Source organism: Metasolibacillus fluoroglycofenilyticus, assembly GCF_003049645.1.
GTDB classification, from domain to species: domain Bacteria; phylum Bacillota; class Bacilli; order Bacillales_A; family Planococcaceae; genus Metasolibacillus; species Metasolibacillus fluoroglycofenilyticus.
The window spans coordinates 1,126,533-1,141,482 of sequence record NZ_PYWK01000001.1 but is presented as its reverse complement, the minus strand read 5'-3'; the positions used below and the strand labels follow the sequence as shown (position 1 = coordinate 1,141,482).

Annotated in this window: 17 protein-coding genes; 6 read left to right on the top strand and 11 right to left on the bottom strand. The window is 39.0% G+C overall.

All coding sequences use genetic code 11. The features are described 5' to 3' along the window. Window positions 1-275: 275 nt before the first annotated feature. Complete coding sequence (locus C9J36_RS05175) at window positions 276-1,169, bottom strand: acetamidase/formamidase family protein (RefSeq protein ID WP_107942426.1); 894 nt, start codon at window positions 1,167-1,169, stop codon at window positions 276-278. A 111-nt stretch (window positions 1,170-1,280) separates the two neighbouring features. On the opposite strand from C9J36_RS05175, the gene C9J36_RS05170 reads away from it, so the two are divergent. Together C9J36_RS05170 and C9J36_RS05165 are read left to right on the top strand one after the other, a co-directional pair. Continuing rightward, the gene (locus C9J36_RS05170) at window positions 1,281-2,171 is read left to right on the top strand and encodes a helix-turn-helix transcriptional regulator (protein ID WP_107942425.1); all 891 of its coding nucleotides are present in this window, start codon (window positions 1,281-1,283) and stop codon (window positions 2,169-2,171) included. A gap of 58 nt (window positions 2,172-2,229) precedes the next feature. Further along, complete coding sequence (locus C9J36_RS05165; RefSeq protein ID WP_107942424.1) at window positions 2,230-2,619, top strand: GyrI-like domain-containing protein; 390 nt, start codon at window positions 2,230-2,232, stop codon at window positions 2,617-2,619. A 508-nt stretch (window positions 2,620-3,127) separates the two neighbouring features. Here the strand turns inward: C9J36_RS05165 and C9J36_RS05160 are convergent. Further along, window positions 3,128-3,664, bottom strand: a complete 537-nt coding sequence (locus tag C9J36_RS05160) for a DUF2179 domain-containing protein (RefSeq protein ID WP_066171543.1) — start codon at window positions 3,662-3,664, stop codon at window positions 3,128-3,130. 154 nt (window positions 3,665-3,818) lie between these two features. Between C9J36_RS05160 and C9J36_RS05155 the strand changes: the two genes are divergently transcribed. Further along, complete coding sequence (locus tag C9J36_RS05155; RefSeq protein WP_107942423.1) at window positions 3,819-5,237, top strand: SulP family inorganic anion transporter; 1,419 nt, start codon at window positions 3,819-3,821, stop codon at window positions 5,235-5,237. A gap of 12 nt (window positions 5,238-5,249) precedes the next feature. Further along, the gene (locus C9J36_RS05150) at window positions 5,250-5,669 is read left to right on the top strand and encodes a universal stress protein (protein ID WP_107942422.1); all 420 of its coding nucleotides are present in this window, start codon (window positions 5,250-5,252) and stop codon (window positions 5,667-5,669) included. A gap of 32 nt (window positions 5,670-5,701) precedes the next feature. Here C9J36_RS05150 and C9J36_RS05145 read toward each other — a convergent pair whose 3' ends face one another. Both C9J36_RS05145 and C9J36_RS05140 read right to left on the bottom strand, forming a co-directional pair. Then, window positions 5,702-6,055, bottom strand: a complete 354-nt coding sequence (locus C9J36_RS05145) for a DUF4260 domain-containing protein (RefSeq protein WP_066171555.1) — start codon at window positions 6,053-6,055, stop codon at window positions 5,702-5,704. Further along, a complete protein-coding gene (locus C9J36_RS05140; protein WP_107942421.1) occupies window positions 6,042-6,482 on the bottom strand; it encodes a MerR family transcriptional regulator in 441 nt (146 codons plus the stop codon). Before C9J36_RS05140 ends, C9J36_RS05145 begins: the two co-directional genes overlap by 14 nt. Window positions 6,483-6,608: 126 nt before the next feature. Between C9J36_RS05140 and C9J36_RS05135 the strand changes: the two genes are divergently transcribed. Together C9J36_RS05135 and C9J36_RS05130 are read left to right on the top strand one after the other, a co-directional pair. Further along, window positions 6,609-7,265 carry a hypothetical protein gene (locus tag C9J36_RS05135; RefSeq protein WP_107942420.1) on the top strand — a complete coding sequence of 219 codons (657 nt, stop codon included), beginning with the start codon at window positions 6,609-6,611 and terminating at the stop codon, window positions 7,263-7,265. A 78-nt stretch (window positions 7,266-7,343) separates the two neighbouring features. Beyond that, entirely contained in the window at window positions 7,344-8,036 is a 693-nt protein-coding gene (locus C9J36_RS05130) for an AIM24 family protein (RefSeq protein WP_066171565.1), read from the top strand. Between the two features lie 194 nt (window positions 8,037-8,230). On the opposite strand, the gene C9J36_RS05125 is transcribed toward C9J36_RS05130, so the two are convergent. From C9J36_RS05125 to panB, 7 genes are all read right to left on the bottom strand, one after another. Next, a complete protein-coding gene (locus C9J36_RS05125; protein ID WP_107942419.1) occupies window positions 8,231-8,686 on the bottom strand; it encodes an NUDIX hydrolase in 456 nt (151 codons plus the stop codon). Window positions 8,687-8,982: 296 nt separating this feature from the next. Beyond that, entirely contained in the window at window positions 8,983-10,437 is a 1,455-nt protein-coding gene (gene abc-f, locus C9J36_RS05120; protein ID WP_107942418.1) for a ribosomal protection-like ABC-F family protein, read from the bottom strand. A 112-nt stretch (window positions 10,438-10,549) separates the two neighbouring features. Continuing rightward, window positions 10,550-12,334, bottom strand: a complete 1,785-nt coding sequence (gene abc-f, locus C9J36_RS05115) for a ribosomal protection-like ABC-F family protein (protein ID WP_107942417.1) — start codon at window positions 12,332-12,334, stop codon at window positions 10,550-10,552. 99 nt (window positions 12,335-12,433) lie between these two features. After that, window positions 12,434-12,574 (bottom strand): RAxF-45 family protein, encoded by a 141-nt coding sequence (locus C9J36_RS17375; RefSeq protein ID WP_201261889.1) that lies wholly within the window; start codon window positions 12,572-12,574, stop codon window positions 12,434-12,436. A 116-nt stretch (window positions 12,575-12,690) separates the two neighbouring features. Then, window positions 12,691-13,074 carry an aspartate 1-decarboxylase gene (panD, locus tag C9J36_RS05110; RefSeq protein WP_042478024.1) on the bottom strand — a complete coding sequence of 128 codons (384 nt, stop codon included), beginning with the start codon at window positions 13,072-13,074 and terminating at the stop codon, window positions 12,691-12,693. Window positions 13,075-13,077: 3 nt separating this feature from the next. Continuing rightward, window positions 13,078-13,929, bottom strand: a complete 852-nt coding sequence (gene panC, locus C9J36_RS05105) for a pantoate--beta-alanine ligase (protein WP_107942416.1) — start codon at window positions 13,927-13,929, stop codon at window positions 13,078-13,080. Further along, entirely contained in the window at window positions 13,930-14,766 is an 837-nt protein-coding gene (gene panB, locus C9J36_RS05100; RefSeq protein WP_107942415.1) for a 3-methyl-2-oxobutanoate hydroxymethyltransferase, read from the bottom strand. Window positions 14,767-14,950 lie beyond the last annotated feature (184 nt).

Here is a 14,950-nt window from a genome sequence, read left to right as displayed (position 1 = left end):
AAATAAAAAAGCATAAAGCCATCCTGAATTAGGACGTCTTTATGCATAATAAACGTGGTACCACCTATTTTTAGCTTTAATCAATTAAAGCCCTCTAACGTTGGATAACGGCAACGAGTCGGCACTTCTCCGTGCTAGGTTTCAATAAAGAAGCGGTGATATAGCTCTCAGCTTTTGCTATACTCTCTGTTTCACAATTCTTTATTTACTTGGGCACATCAACGAATTAAATATTTGCATTCAATCATAGCAAATGAATCACATCATTTCAATCGCTATTGCGGGAAATTTTTCAAATAACGCAGCGGCAACTCCATCCGTGCTGTTTTATTCGGGTCAACAATTTGACTAATGCGCAGCTGTCCTGCAAGCGATAATAAATGGATTGCCTCCGCATCTGTTAAAGCGGTCGATTGCCTCACAACGCGCACCATATTTTTCGTCGCCATCACCGCAGCTTCATCCAATGTTTTCGCTGAGGCAATTGTGCTAATTGCATCATCCTTAATTAAGTAGGGGGTTGGCACAGTGTGATTTTTCAGAACGCGCACTGTCACTGTTACTTGCGCAGGCACTTCTCCGCCACAAACCGATACTTCGCCATCGCCCATCGCAGCATGGCAATCCCCTAGTGCAAGCAAAGCCCCTTCGACATTTACCGGTAAATAGAGCTTTGCGCCCTCTGTAATAGCTGTTGTATCCATATTGCCCCCATGCGCATCAGGTACACCGCAGCTTATGGCACCATTTGCCGGCGCTGTGCCAATGACACCTATCATTTTGTTAACGGGGATTTTTATATCCTCCGTAAACAGTATCTCGTCATCGACAATAGGCGCACGTTTAATCGTCATTGTATCTAACTCATCACCGAGTACGCCTAATTCAGGACCAGTCATTAAGGTTACAGTATCACCAATATCAATTGTATGAATTTCCACTTCTAATACATCGCCTTGCTTAGCTCCTTCTACAAAAATAGGTCCTGTCGCCGGATTAATTTTGTTCCAATCAAGTGCCTCAACTACTTGATCTTCGCTTGTAATTTGGTCTGTGAAGCAATCATACGCCTCAAACACAACCGTGTCTCCACTTTGCACTATACACACAGGTTGATTGTCTGCACTCATGGCATAAATTGCATGTTCTTTAGAAATAAAATGCTTCATTTTCAATCCCCTCCTAGCTTTATAATAGCAAATTTTTGTATTATTCTGTAGATAATTAAGCAACAAGCATAGCTGTATAATTGAAGAAGTGCATTGAAGGAGGTTGTAACAATGAAAGTAGAAAGAATGTTTGCCATCGTTGTGTTTTTATTGCATAAACGAATCGTAACTGCTGATGAATTAGCTGAAAGACTAGAAGTAAGCAAACGAACAATTTATCGAGATATCGACTCATTATGTGCAGCAGGTATTCCGATTGTGTCACATCTAGGTAAAAACGGCGGCTTTACATTGGCTGACCGTTATCAGCTTAATAAATTAACATTTAGTGATACGGAAAAGAAATTAGTAATGGATGGCATTACACTTGGAAATGAGCTTTTTGAAGAACAGCAGCTTGCAAATTTACAGCAAAAGCTTGCTCTTTTTCAAGAAGAGTATGATATTAGCTTTACATTGTCGAACGCAACATTGCACCGAAATATTATTGAACAACAGACAAAGAATAAAATACAACAGCTTTTAGCCTTTATTGAAAATGAACAAGCAATTGAAATTTCATACGTAGCGCAAAATGGTCATTTTACTACACGCACCGTCTTGCCTATCAAGCTACATTTACAAAACGGGAGCTGGTATGCAGAAGCCTTTTGTCAGCTGCGAGAGGCTTATCGATTTTTTAAGCTGACAAGAATCCGTACAATGGAAACTATTGAAGCAACTATCAAACAGCCTCTTCTTGTGTCCACAACTGAGCGACCTGTTGAACTTGAGCAAATCATTTTACAATTCGGGCTAAGTGAACATGGCAAGCTCTACGATTTTTTCACAGAGGGGGAGCTTGCTATTCATTCAGAGCATATTATTGCAAAATTTCATTATGATATAACAAATGATATCCTTCCCTTTATTCGCATGTTTGGCAGTAAAGTGAAAATCCTTGCACCCGCTTGGCTTCAGCAAAAGCATTTAGAAGAAATTAAAAAGATTTTGGAAAGCTGACAGACAGTTGTCATATTTTGTTCGCTATGCTAAGTGTAGAAACAAGGAGGTTATTAATATGAAAACACTTTTCACAGAGAAACACATTGTTGGTACAGGCATTCGTACAAATAATGCAACCCCAAAAGCGATTGGGCAGCTTTGGGAGAATGTAATGGCTAGCGGCTTGCAAGGAGATATTTTTGCCATCTATCATAATTATGAAAGTGACTTTACTGGCGATTATGATTTATATATTGGCACAGAAGTGAATGGGGCAAATGAAGAAGGTATCATTATACCTACTGGGCAATATGTAGTAATCGTTGTCGATGCATCACAAGAAAATGGTGTTTTTCTTGCATGGACTGAAATTTGGCAAAGTGACATCGCAAGGGCCTATAAAACAGATTTTGAATACTATGCACAAGACGGCACAGTGAAAATTTATCTGTCTGTGAAGGAGTAAAAAATATATCAGTGCTTTTCTGAAGTTTATCGGCGAATTGGCAGCCTCTTCAAATATACAAGAGGCTGCCTCCCTTCATGTATCTGCTTTTTCGCCATTATATTAATGCCAATGCCCATCAAAACGACAGCCATAAATAGCAAAATACTAATAGGCTGTAGAAGCTCGCCCAATGTACTGCCGCTCTTCAATATTTCTAAACCTTAGCTTAAAAAATAATTGTATTATATAACAAATAATACCATACATCGAATTTGTAAATCAGAACAAAGCATTTACTCGAAACCAGTAGGTCGAAAGTATTGATTCGCTCATAAACTAAACGAATTCGCTCATAAGTCTGCCAAATTCGCTCGTAAATTACTCAAATTCGCTCATTAATCTGAAAGTCGAATTGAATGAAGGAACTATTTTAACAGTGTATCAGAATCACCCGCTGTTTTTCTAGCTCACCCATAAGCTAACATTTCATTACAACAAAAAAGCCGTCTAAAACTTTAGACAGCCTTCACGAATATTTATTTTTATTATCTCTTCGCTTCATACGCGCTACTAAAAAGCCGCCTTTAAAGGATTTTGGCTCATAGGAAATAATGAAGGCATTGGGTTCAAATTGCTCCACAATCTGAAAGAGCTCTGGCTCCCGATTGCGCTTCGTTAAAATTTCGTATTTATAGCGCTCGCTATCGCGTCCTTCACCGACATAAATCGTTACTGCAAAACCTGCATTTCTTAAAAAAGCAACGAGCTCATCGTTTTTCTTTTGTGTATTAATCGTTGCATAAACATAGCCAATCGCTAGCTTTCGCTCAATCTTTGCGCCTAAAAAAATACCTAGGCCAAAGCCTACAGCGTAGACAACCATCGCTAAAATACTTTGGTCGCCACTAAAAACGAGTGAAAGTCCGAATACGTAAATTAACATTTCAATCATACCGAAAATAGCCGCTAGGAAGGTTACGTTTTTCACTAAAAATATTGTACGCAATGTTAAAAAAGGTACGTAAATCAATTGCAAAATAATAATTAAGACAATATTGCTCATAGACACAGTCCTTTCACTAGAAAACTTTCTGCTATTGTATGGCTGAAAACAAGGAAAGTCAATTTCTTTTTCCCGTTGCATTTATTCATCATTCAAAAGGTGACATTTCGTGATATGATGTTAGGCGTACTTATTAGTAGAAAGGAAGTGCAATATGCACACTGTAAAACAGCAATGGCTTGGCAATATTCGTGCGGATATTTTATCAGGAATCGTTGTTGCACTTGCACTAATTCCTGAGGCCATCGCCTTTTCGATTATGGCAGGTGTTGACCCAATGGTCGGCTTGTATGCCTCGTTTACGATTGCTACAGTTATCGCATTTGTCGGCGGACGTCCTGCGATGATTTCTGCTGCGACTGGTGCAATGGCGATTGTTGTTGTCGATTTAGTCGCAGACTATGGTTTGCAATATTTACTAGCGGCAACTATTTTAACAGGCATTATTCAAATTTTCTTGGGCATTTTTGGGATTGCCAAGCTGATGCGTTTTATTCCCAACGCTGTGATGATAGGCTTTGTTAATTCTTTAGCCATTTTAGTATTTATGGCACAGCTGCCTCATTTTATCGGGGGCAATAGCATGACATACTTATTTTTATTTATTACGATTGGGCTTGTTTATTTTATTCCGAAGGTTTTCAAAATGGTTCCTGCACCTCTCATCGCTGTTGTGTTATTAACAGCGGCAGCCTTTGTGTTTCAGCTTGATTTGAAAACGGTCGGCGACTTAGGTGCTGTACCAACAAGCTTACCTGTATTTTTATTACCTGATATTCCGTTGTCACTCGAAACCTTGCAAATTATTTTACCTTATTCATTGGCACTTGCTGTTGTAGGCTTGTTAGAATCGCTATTAACTGCACAAATTTTAGATGATATGACAGATTCGAAATCGAATAAAAATATGGAGGCACGTGGTCAAGGTATTGCCAATATCGTCAACGGCTTTTTCGGTGGCATGGCAGGCTGTGCGATGATTGGACAATCGATGATTAATGTCAAATCAGGTGGACGCGGACGTTTATCGACACTTGTTTCTGGTATCTTTCTCATGTTTTTAATTGTTGTGCTTGGTGACATTGTTGTAGATATTCCGATGCCTGTGCTGGCAGGTATTATGGTGATGGTCGCGATAACGGCCTTTGATTGGGGCTCCTTGAAATATTCGATAACTGCTCCAAAAGGAGAGGTTTTCGTCATGCTCATTACGATTGTCATTGTACTTTATACGGGTAATTTAGCTATCGGTGTTGTAACGGGCATTATTATTAGTGCTCTACTGTTCGTTGCAAAAATTTCAAAGGTCAATATTACACAAAATAATGGCATATATATGATTGAGGGTCCGCTCTTCTTCGCTTCAACAAAAGCCTTTGTCGAGCAGCTAGAGCACGCTCGTGAGCCACATATTACAATCGATTTAACGAGCAGCCATCTGTGGGACGAATCGAGCGTCGGCGCACTTGTCAAGGTTATTAGCAAGCTAGAGGAAAAGGGACAAACTGTTACAGTAATCGGCATGAACCCAGCGAGTCAGGCACTTTATCAAAAATTAACGAGGTTTTCATAGGGGGGATTTTTTATGTATCAGCACATCGTTTTAGCAGCAGACGGCTCGGCTAATGCGTTACGGGCAGCGAAGGAAGCTGTAAAAATTGCGCGACTCTCAGCAAACACAGTTGTTAATATCGTCTATGTCGCAAGCTTTGACAATGCAAGGGCTGAGCATTTACACAGCGCATCGTCCGAAAGCCTTTTATTGGAACGCCGCCGTAAAGTAGCAACAGTTGAACAGCTATTGAAGGAACATCATATTTCTTATAAGGTAACCATTTTAAAAGGAGAGCCCGCACCTAAGATTATTCAATATGCGAACGACAATCAAGTTGACCTTGTTATTATCGGTAGTCGTGGTTTAAATGGCTTACAGGAGATGGTACTAGGCAGCGTTAGCCATAAAGTAATGAAACGTGTCAACTGCCCTGCATTAATTGTAAAATAGTGCTTACACAAAGAATTTTATGAAAATGCTTTTCATAAAATTCTTTGTATATGTGTGTCCTTAAATCCTGTCGTATATTTCAAGCCATAGCCTAAAGCGCGATCCATGAAAATATGCGCTAGCCAAATCAGTGCGATTGGGAGCAAAAATGAGAAGCTTGTTAGTAGCGCTATCGTCAATAAAGTAGAGGGCAATATAAAGCTATGTCCAACATTGTATAGGATTGCACCGATTCTCTCATTCATGACATAGCCTAAAGCGCATATATCGGGCACAAGCAAACAGAGGAAAAACCATAGCACAGAAAAATCGAGATAAATATAAATTGCGAGTAGCAGTAAAAAATTGATTCCATACTCCCACTTTATTAAGCTACGTAAAGTCATCGTTCCTTTTGCCCTCCCCTAATTCTCGATACATTTGTTCGATTGTCTCATTCACTTTTTGTTTATTTGATTCATATTTTCCTTCTTGCACTAAGCCTTCTGCCATTTTTAATGCTTGCAAGGCAATTGTAAAAAATGCAAGCTGTCTTTCCACAGCATTTATTTTATTTACAAATAAATTAGAGGACGCTTGATTGCACTCCTCACTCATCGGCTGCCCATCTAAAATGAGCAATAGCTTGATTTCCTGTAAGGAAAAGCCTATTTTTTTCATCACCTGAATGAATTTAATATTTCTTTCGCATGATGCATCATAAAAGCGATAGCCATTTTCTAAGCGCTTCGGGCTTAATAAACCTTCCTTTTCATAATAGCGAATCGTATCTTGTGATAGATAATATTTTGCTGCAAATTGTTTTATTAACACCGTTGCTCCCCCCTCTATACCCACACTATCATTGGAGCATACTCCAAGGTCAAGTATTTTTTTGAAACTTGTCACAGCATTGTACGTATATGTTAAGCAAGACGAATTATTGAAAGGATGTTCATCATGCAGTCATTTTTACTGTCCTACCAATGGGCATTATTTATAAGTGCAGAAGTAATCTCCATTGTCTCACTAGTGTTATTCGGTATTACAAGATATTTCTTTAATAAGCGCAAAGCGAGCAGTTTCTTTATCCTATTATTTATTGCGGTAACGGCTTTTGAAGCTGCAATTGCGTGGATAGTTTATAACTATACTGGTGAAATTTCTAACTTTACAATTCTCATTACTATATTTGTACTTTATGCTGTCACTTTCGGCTTAAATGATTTCAAAAAATTAGATAGATGGATGCGTGTAAAAATAGGAAATTATCGCGGTATTGATTTATTAACAGCAAAGGACCATCAAATAATTGCAAAAGAGAAGAACCCTCATTATAAGAAGCGTAAAGATATTATTATGACAACGGTACATGTAATTATTTTTGTTATCGCACAGCTTATTTTTTGGGCAATTGGCATGGAATCGTTTTCGCAATTTGGTTATTATATTTCCACGATAGGTGAATGGTTTACAACAGACCAGTTCAAAAATTCCCCTTATCCAAGCGAATTTTTATACCATGCTTCTATGATTTGGGCAATTATTGTAGTCATTGATATATTGTATTCTGCAAGCCATTTATCTATATTTAATGGAAAACGTTCCTCACGATGATGGCATGAACCGTAATCTATTTTTGAAACTTCTCATATGATTTATACGTATATGTAAAAAACGGAAGGGTGTGGCATTATGAATAAATATTCAATTTCACAATTTATTAAGGAAACAGAGCAGCTAGATCGTGGAGAAGGCTTTTTTGAGCTAGAAACTCCGCGCATGCTAGAAGTCAATTTAGAAAATCTTGTTTGGGCAAAAGCAGGCTCAATGGTTGCCTACAATGGGAAAATAAAATTTGAGCGTGAGGGTATTTTAGAGCATGGGCTTGGAACTTTATTTAAAAAAGCTTTTACAGGCGAGGGCGCTTCTCTTATGAAGGCAACAGGTAAAGGCAAACTTTATTTAGCCGATAGCGGGAAGAAAATTATTATTTTGCATTTGCAAAATGAAGCTATTTACGTAAATGGTAATGATCTCCTTGCCTTTGAACCAACAATTAAGCATGAGATTAAATTAATGAAAAGAGTTGCTGGTATGATGGCTGGTGGTTTATTTAATATTCGCTGTGAAGGCACAGGGCTTATTGCGATTACGACACATTACGAGCCTCTAACTTTGCGCGTAACGCCCGGTAAACCCGTTATTACCGACCCAAATGCAACAGTAGCATGGTCAGGCAATTTACAACCTGAATTCCAAACAGATATTTCCTTTAAAACATTTATCGGTCGAGGCAGCGGGGAATCCTTCCAAATGCGTTTCGAAGGGGACGGCTTCGTCATCGTCCAGCCGTATGAGGAAGTGTATATGCAAGCACAAGGTTAAAAATGAAGAGCGTCCCAAAAATAGGCAATGCACTGCTTATGGGACGCTTCGGTGATATTTCATCAAAGAAATCATTAAATAAAATGGAGTAGTATTTCTTTGAAAATGGGGGAAACACTAGATTTAGCCATCTCCTTTTGAATTTAAAATAAGGGTAAAGTTAGTTTTCACTGCGCTGAGGAGAAGTTTGACTTCTAGGATAGCCCTCTTTTTAAATATTCCATCCATATTGGTTGGTCTGCTGGATTAAACTTCGATGGCAATTGATTTAATGGGAAAAATCGCACTTCAAACGCTTCTTTCTTATCATGTCGTAACATTCCTGTATAGCTCTTGCACTCATAAGCTGCTACAACTAAGTAAACTTCATCTCCATGCGGATACTGATAATAGAAGTCTTCACCTGAATATATTTTAAACAAAGTAAGTTGTTTCGCATTCAAACCTGTTTCTTCTAACATCTCTCTATAAGCGACTTGCTCTAAAGATTCTCCAAGTTCCATAGAACCTCCAATCAATCCCCAGCAATCATTATCTTTACGATGTTGTAAAAGAATTTCATTCTGTTCATTCATAATAATAATACAAGCACCGACCATAATCAGTGGGCGACTGCCTACTATTTTTCGTAATTCTTTAATATATCCCAATCTACTTCATCTCCTATTGTAACAACAATATTAAACAGTGCTCCCTTTAACATGTGTAACTACTGAGTTGTTCAAGAATTTGTTCTACATTTGTTAAATATTTCAAAAATTCTCTTATAAAAGCGAAAGTATTATATAAAGCATACTCAAAAAAGAAAGAACTGTCTAAAAAGTTATTTTAAGGGTTCTTCTTTGCATTGAGCATAAAGGCAATTTCTCGTGAACAATGGCAGTTCTCTACAAACAAAAGCGCCCAAAAGCCGGTAAATGCATGGCCTTTTGGACGCCCTTTTCATTTATTGCAAAATTAATTTTTGCTTTGCTAAATGGTAACGCACTGTTGTTGTTTGCTTTAAAAAGCTTGCGTCATGCGACACAATAAGCACAGTGCCTTGATAGCCTAAAATAAATTGCTCCAACGCTTCCAGTAATGTAATATCTAAAAAATTAGTTGGCTCATCGAGCAATAATACATTGTAATCCCCAACAAATAACAAAGCAAGCTGTAGGCGCATCGCTTCACCACCACTTAAATCGCGAACACTTTTGCGCAAATCAGTTTGTGTAAAATGCATGGCAGCTAATACCTTTCTTAAAAAGCCTTCATCGTAGACAGCATGCGACTTCGCAAATTGCAGCAATGTTTCAGAAGCTTCGAATTGATAGCTCATTTGCCTAAAATAACCGATTTTCACTTTTGGCGATATATCAATACCTTCTGCCCCTTCTGCAATGGCCTTCAGCAATGTACTTTTACCGCTACCATTAGCGCCTGTAATAGCGATTTTTTGACCTTGGCGAATTTGAAAAGAGACGCGTTGTAATAGCAGCTTATCACCAGCCATTAGCGTAAAATCATTTGCCAAAATTGGCACTTTATTATGCAATTCCGTAATTGCCTGATGGGCAAAATGAAATATGCGCTCAGCTTCAGGTTTTTCAACTGCCTGTAACTGCTGCACGCGCTCCTCCATCGCCTTTGCTGCTCTGTGCAAAGCCTTCTGTCCAGAGGCTTTCGACTTTGTTTCAAACATGCGATTTGGCTTTGCCTTCGCCTCTTTGCGTGACATACTTTTTGCCTGCGCCATTTGCTCCGCGCGCTTCATTTTATCTGCGGCGGCTGCCTCTAATCGACCTTTCTCTTTGATATAAGTCTCATGAGCTTGTTGCTGCATTTGACGCTCTAGTTCCTTTTGCTCTTTATAGGCGCTGTAATTGCCTGTATAAACATGTACTGCGCCGTTCTTCACTTCCCAAATTGTATCGACAACAGCATCTAACAATGCTCTATCATGACTGACAATAATAAGTGTCCCATAATAGTAAGTCAATTCATCAATCAAAAACTGAATGCCATCTTGGTCTAAATGCGAAGTCGGCTCATCTAATAAATAACAAGGAGCATATGTCGACAAAAGCTCCGCTAGCTTCAATCGAGTTTGCTCACCTCCACTCAAATGGGCATGCTGTGCACCAACATTCAGCTTCCCTTGCAATGCATAATCAATATGATTTCCCACTTGCAAATCAATTTGGTCCATATAGAGTGCATCAACAAAGCTATTTATATGTCCTATTGTCGGGGAAATCCTTCCTGCCAGCAGCTTAAGCAATGTACTTTTGCCAGCACCGTTATTCCCTACGATGCCAATACGCTGTAGTTGATGCACTGCTAAATAAGGAATCTTTAAAATTTCTTTATCTAAATAATTATGTGTTAATTGTTTTATTTCAAATTGCAATTGTTCCATTTTGCACTACCTCCGAAAAAATATTTTTTCGTACCGATAGTGACTATCGATACGAGCTGTTTACAACTCGTATCGGCTTATAAATATAATAACCACATCTGGTTTTCACCTCCTATTCTTCTAATAACCACTTCTCATACGATGCCTCTAGCTGTTGCTCTAATTTTGTGCGCTGAGTGGTAGGAAGTGTTGGCTCTTTTAATTTCATTTCTAATTTTTCAATTTGCTCTAAAATAGAGAATTGCTTTTTTCGTTGAACTTTCTCTACATGGACTTTTTCAATAACTTGGCAAGTGGTTTCACGTTTTGCCTTTGCCCATTCATAGTCTCCTTCATAGACAGTGAGCTGTTGCTGCTCAATCCAGGCTATTTTCGTAAATAGCTTTTGCAAAAAATAGCGGTCATGTGAGACAGCGATAATCGTACCTTCAAAGGCTTCTAATGTATCCTCTAGCACCTCACGTGATTCAATATCAAGGTGATTCGTTGGCTCATCTAGCAATAATAAATTAATTTGCTGATGCATGAGCTGCGCGAGACGTAAGCGCATTTTCTCGCCACCGCTTAAATCCTTTATTTTTTTGAAAACATCATAGCCGTAAAATAAAAACTGCGCTAAATTATGTCTTGCCTCTGCCTCAGATACAGCTACTATATCTCGAAAGGCATCAACTACCCGTATTTCTATATTACTGTAATCGAATTGTTGTGACAGATAGCCTATTTTAACATTGCTACCGAGCTTACAAAGTCCTTGCTGTGGAACGACCTGACCTGTTACCATTTTTAATAAAGTTGATTTGCCACAGCCATTTTGACCAACAATCGCTAGCCTATCTTGAAAATAAACCGCTAAATGACTATTTAAAAATAATGTACGTCCATAGCTATGTGTAATATTTTCAAGGGACAGCACCTCTTTGCCACTACGCTCGGACATCGTTAATGCTAGGTTCATTTTTTTCGTGCTTGTCGGTTTTTTTACACGCTCTATACGTGCCAATGCCTTTTCCATGCTTTTCGCTCGACGATGTAAGCTATCACTCGGTGGGTTAGCCTCATTTGCCCATTGCTTTAAACGCTTAATCGTTTCCTGCATTTTTTTGATTTTTTTCTGCTGTTCCTCATATTGGGCAAATTGTTGTTCAATTTTCTCCTGCTTTTGCTTAACAAAGGCATCGTAATTGCCATGATAAGTAAATGCTTGCCCATCCTCAATCTCGATAATTTTATGTGCAAATTGATTCATAAATTGGCGGTCATGTGAGACAGCGATAACAATGCCTTCAAAGTTTTGCACATAGTTTTCAAGCCATTCAATGGCATCCATATCTAAATGATTGGTCGGCTCATCTAATAACAGAATAGATGGGCTTTGCAATAGTAATTGACCTAGCATCACCTTCGTCTTTTCACCGCCACTCAACGCCTCAAATGGCTGTGTTAAAAGAGTAGCAATTCCTAATCCGTTCGCAATTGCTGCTAGTTGTGAATCTATTTCATAGCCACCCTGCTGGATAAATTGCTCCTGCACTTGCCCATATTGTTGTAAAAGCTTTGGCGTAACTTCCTCATTATGCATTTGCTGCTCTAGCTTCTCCATCTTTTCTTTCAGTTCGAAAATTGGCCCAAAGGCTTGCGCTAATACGCCTCTCACTGTATCGTTCGGGTAATTTGATATTTGATATAAATAGCCAATTGTTGCGTCTTTACTTTTAATAATATGACCTACATCCGCTGTATCTTCGCCTGCTAATATATGTAGCAAGGTTGTTTTACCACAGCCATTTGGTCCTACAATGGCAATATGTTCTCCCGCATTAACTTCTAACTGTAAACCTACGAAAATTTCATTGCTACCAATTGTTTTGTGGATTTTCTCTGCTTTTATTTGCATCATTATGCCTCCAAGAACGTGCGGAAAAAGCATTTTAAACAACAAAAAAGACTGCACATTAACATGCAGTCTTTTCCTCACTATAGTGAAAAAGAATGGTTAATCCGCTACGTTTCGTATTTTGATTTGCTTAAAAAAGGACACACTTGTCCCGTTAGACGCAAAATCAAAAGTAATTACACGTGCAAAGTACATTGCAGTATCCACTTTTACACCTGTAGTCATAGCGTTTTGAATCATTCTTTTTCACCCCCGTTCTAGTAGAATTGCTTATAGTGTAACATAAATGAATGAATTGTGGAAGAAAATATGATGAAAAAAAGTGAAACCATAATGCGATTTCACTTTTTTATTTCCTACATCACCGTTGCTTCTGGCTCGTAGCTAATCATTTGTTTAATTGTATTGTTTTCTCCCATAATTGCCACAGTCGGCTTATGGTCACGAGCCTCGTTGGCGTCTACATAGACGTATGAAATGATAATTACGATATCGCCTTTTTGCACAAGTCGTGCTGCTGCACCATTCACACAAATAACGCCGCTTCCTCGCTCACCTGCGATAATATACGTTTCAAAGCGTGCACCATTATTGTTGTTGACGATATGCACTTTTTCGTTCGGTAGCATTCCTACCGCATCTAAAATATCCTCATCAATCGTAATAGAGCCAACATAATTTAAATCTGCCTGTGTTACTTGTGCGCGATGTATTTTACTATTCATCATCATGCGAAACATTGTTTATTCCCCTTTTAGTGAAAAAATTAAATTATCAATTAATCTTGTTTTACCAATATAAACAGCTACTGCTAGTAAAAATTTTTCCGTTTGTGGTGTGACGATTGCTAAATCAGGATAGCTTAAAAGCTGTAAATAATCAATGCGACCTGCTGTATTTTTTGTAATATGCTGCTTTGCAATACCAATTGCTTCCCCAGCATTTTTCGTTTGTAAAAAATGCTGCTGCGCTAAATTTAATGCCGCAAAAATCGCTGGTGCTTGCGCTCGTTCTTGCTCCGACAAATAAACATTGCGGCTCGATTTTGCAAGTCCATCCTCCTCACGAACAATGGGAATTGTTTGAATTTCTAGCGGAAAATTAAAATCACGTACCATCGTTTCAATAATAGCAACTTGCTGTGCATCTTTTTGTCCGAAATAAGCACGCGTCGGCTCAGCTAAATGAAATAGCTTTGCAACGACTTGTATGACACCATCAAAATGTCCCGGACGACTTGCACCGCATAAAATTGTCGCTTGGCGTCCTGCCAGTAACTGTATACCGCCATCCGCTGGGTACATCTCCTCTACGCTCGGAGCAAAAACTAAATCGACACCTGCTGATTGTGCTAACGCTGTATCACGCGGTAAATCACGCGGATAGGATTCAAAGTCTTCATTCGGTCCAAACTGGGTAGGATTAACAAATATGCTCATAATGACTACATCATTGTCTGCCTTTGCTGTGCGAGCTAGCGTTAAATGTCCATCATGTAAATAACCCATCGTCGGAACTAAGCCAATTGACTTTTGCTCTTTCTTTGCCTGATGAACATATTGCTTTAATTCCGCAATTGTTGTTACAACTTTCATTTATTTGACGCCTCCGTAAAGCTGGGTAAGCTCTTCATCCTTCATTGTAAATTGATGCTCCACTGCTGGGAATGTTCCCGCCTTCACTTCACGCACATAGCTTGTAATGCCATGCTCTACTTCATCCCCTACATGCGAGAAGGCTTTAACAAATTTCGGGATATGATGTTTGCCATACTGCACTAGGTCATGGAAAACAAGCACTTGCCCATCTGCCTCTACGCCCGCACCAATACCGATTGTCGGGATTGTTAAAGCTTGTGAAATCGCCTCTGTTAGCTGATGTGGGATACATTCTAAAACAACTGCCGCTGCACCTGCAGCCTCACAAGCCTTCGCATCTGCAATTAATTGCTGTGCTTGCTCTGCTGTTTTTCCTTGCACTTTGTAGCCACCAAGTACACCTGCTGATTGTGGCAATAAACCTAGGTGTGCTACGACAGGAATGCCTGCATCTGTTAGCTTTTTAATGACAGGAATCACATCGCCTGCTCCTTCAAGCTTCAATGCATTCGCATTTGTTTCTTGCATCATGCGTACAGCCGTTTTCAATGTGTCATTCATATCGCCATGATAAGAACCGAATGGCATATCAACGACGATAAATGTGTTTGGTGCGCCACGTCGCACAGCTTTACTATGATGAATCATATCATCGACTGTGACACGCATCGTTGACTCATAGCCAAGCACAACCATCCCTAAAGAATCACCAACTAAAATCATATCTACTGCTGCATCCTCTGAAAATTTAGCATTCGGATAATCGTATGCTGTAATCATTACGATTTTTTCACCTTGCTGCTTCATTTTCAAAAATTCACTTGTTGTTTTCATATGAATCCTCCTTCTAGTGTGAGAAGAAAACATAAAAAACCCTTCTATCCAAAATTGGACAGAAGGGTTGCGTTGTACTGTAAAAATTATGAACGCTCCGTTTTCTTCCGTCCCTGTCTAATTAGATCAAGGCAGACTGTTATTCAATCAATTACGCCTCGACGTAATTGTGTCCAGATTTTTT

Bases quoted from the DNA above. Each gene is read 5' to 3' on its own strand.
- C9J36_RS05175 (WP_107942426.1), bottom strand. From the start codon at position 1,169: ATGAAGCATTTTATTTCTAAAGAACATGCAATTTATGCCATGAGTGCA.
- C9J36_RS05170 (WP_107942425.1), top strand. From the start codon at position 1,281: ATGAAAGTAGAAAGAATGTTTGCCATCGTTGTGTTTTTATTGCATAAA.
- C9J36_RS05165 (WP_107942424.1), top strand. From the start codon at position 2,230: ATGAAAACACTTTTCACAGAGAAACACATTGTTGGTACAGGCATTCGT.
- C9J36_RS05160 (WP_066171543.1), bottom strand. From the start codon at position 3,664: ATGAGCAATATTGTCTTAATTATTATTTTGCAATTGATTTACGTACCT.
- C9J36_RS05155 (WP_107942423.1), top strand. From the start codon at position 3,819: ATGCACACTGTAAAACAGCAATGGCTTGGCAATATTCGTGCGGATATT.
- C9J36_RS05150 (WP_107942422.1), top strand. From the start codon at position 5,250: ATGTATCAGCACATCGTTTTAGCAGCAGACGGCTCGGCTAATGCGTTA.
- C9J36_RS05145 (WP_066171555.1), bottom strand. From the start codon at position 6,055: ATGACTTTACGTAGCTTAATAAAGTGGGAGTATGGAATCAATTTTTTA.
- C9J36_RS05135 (WP_107942420.1), top strand. From the start codon at position 6,609: ATGCAGTCATTTTTACTGTCCTACCAATGGGCATTATTTATAAGTGCA.
- C9J36_RS05130 (WP_066171565.1), top strand. From the start codon at position 7,344: ATGAATAAATATTCAATTTCACAATTTATTAAGGAAACAGAGCAGCTA.
- abc-f (WP_107942418.1), bottom strand. From the start codon at position 10,437: ATGGAACAATTGCAATTTGAAATAAAACAATTAACACATAATTATTTA.
- abc-f (WP_107942417.1), bottom strand. From the start codon at position 12,334: ATGCAAATAAAAGCAGAGAAAATCCACAAAACAATTGGTAGCAATGAA.
- C9J36_RS17375 (WP_201261889.1), bottom strand. From the start codon at position 12,574: ATGATTCAAAACGCTATGACTACAGGTGTAAAAGTGGATACTGCAATG.
- panD (WP_042478024.1), bottom strand. From the start codon at position 13,074: ATGTTTCGCATGATGATGAATAGTAAAATACATCGCGCACAAGTAACA.
- panC (WP_107942416.1), bottom strand. From the start codon at position 13,929: ATGAAAGTTGTAACAACAATTGCGGAATTAAAGCAATATGTTCATCAG.
- panB (WP_107942415.1), bottom strand. From the start codon at position 14,766: ATGAAAACAACAAGTGAATTTTTGAAAATGAAGCAGCAAGGTGAAAAA.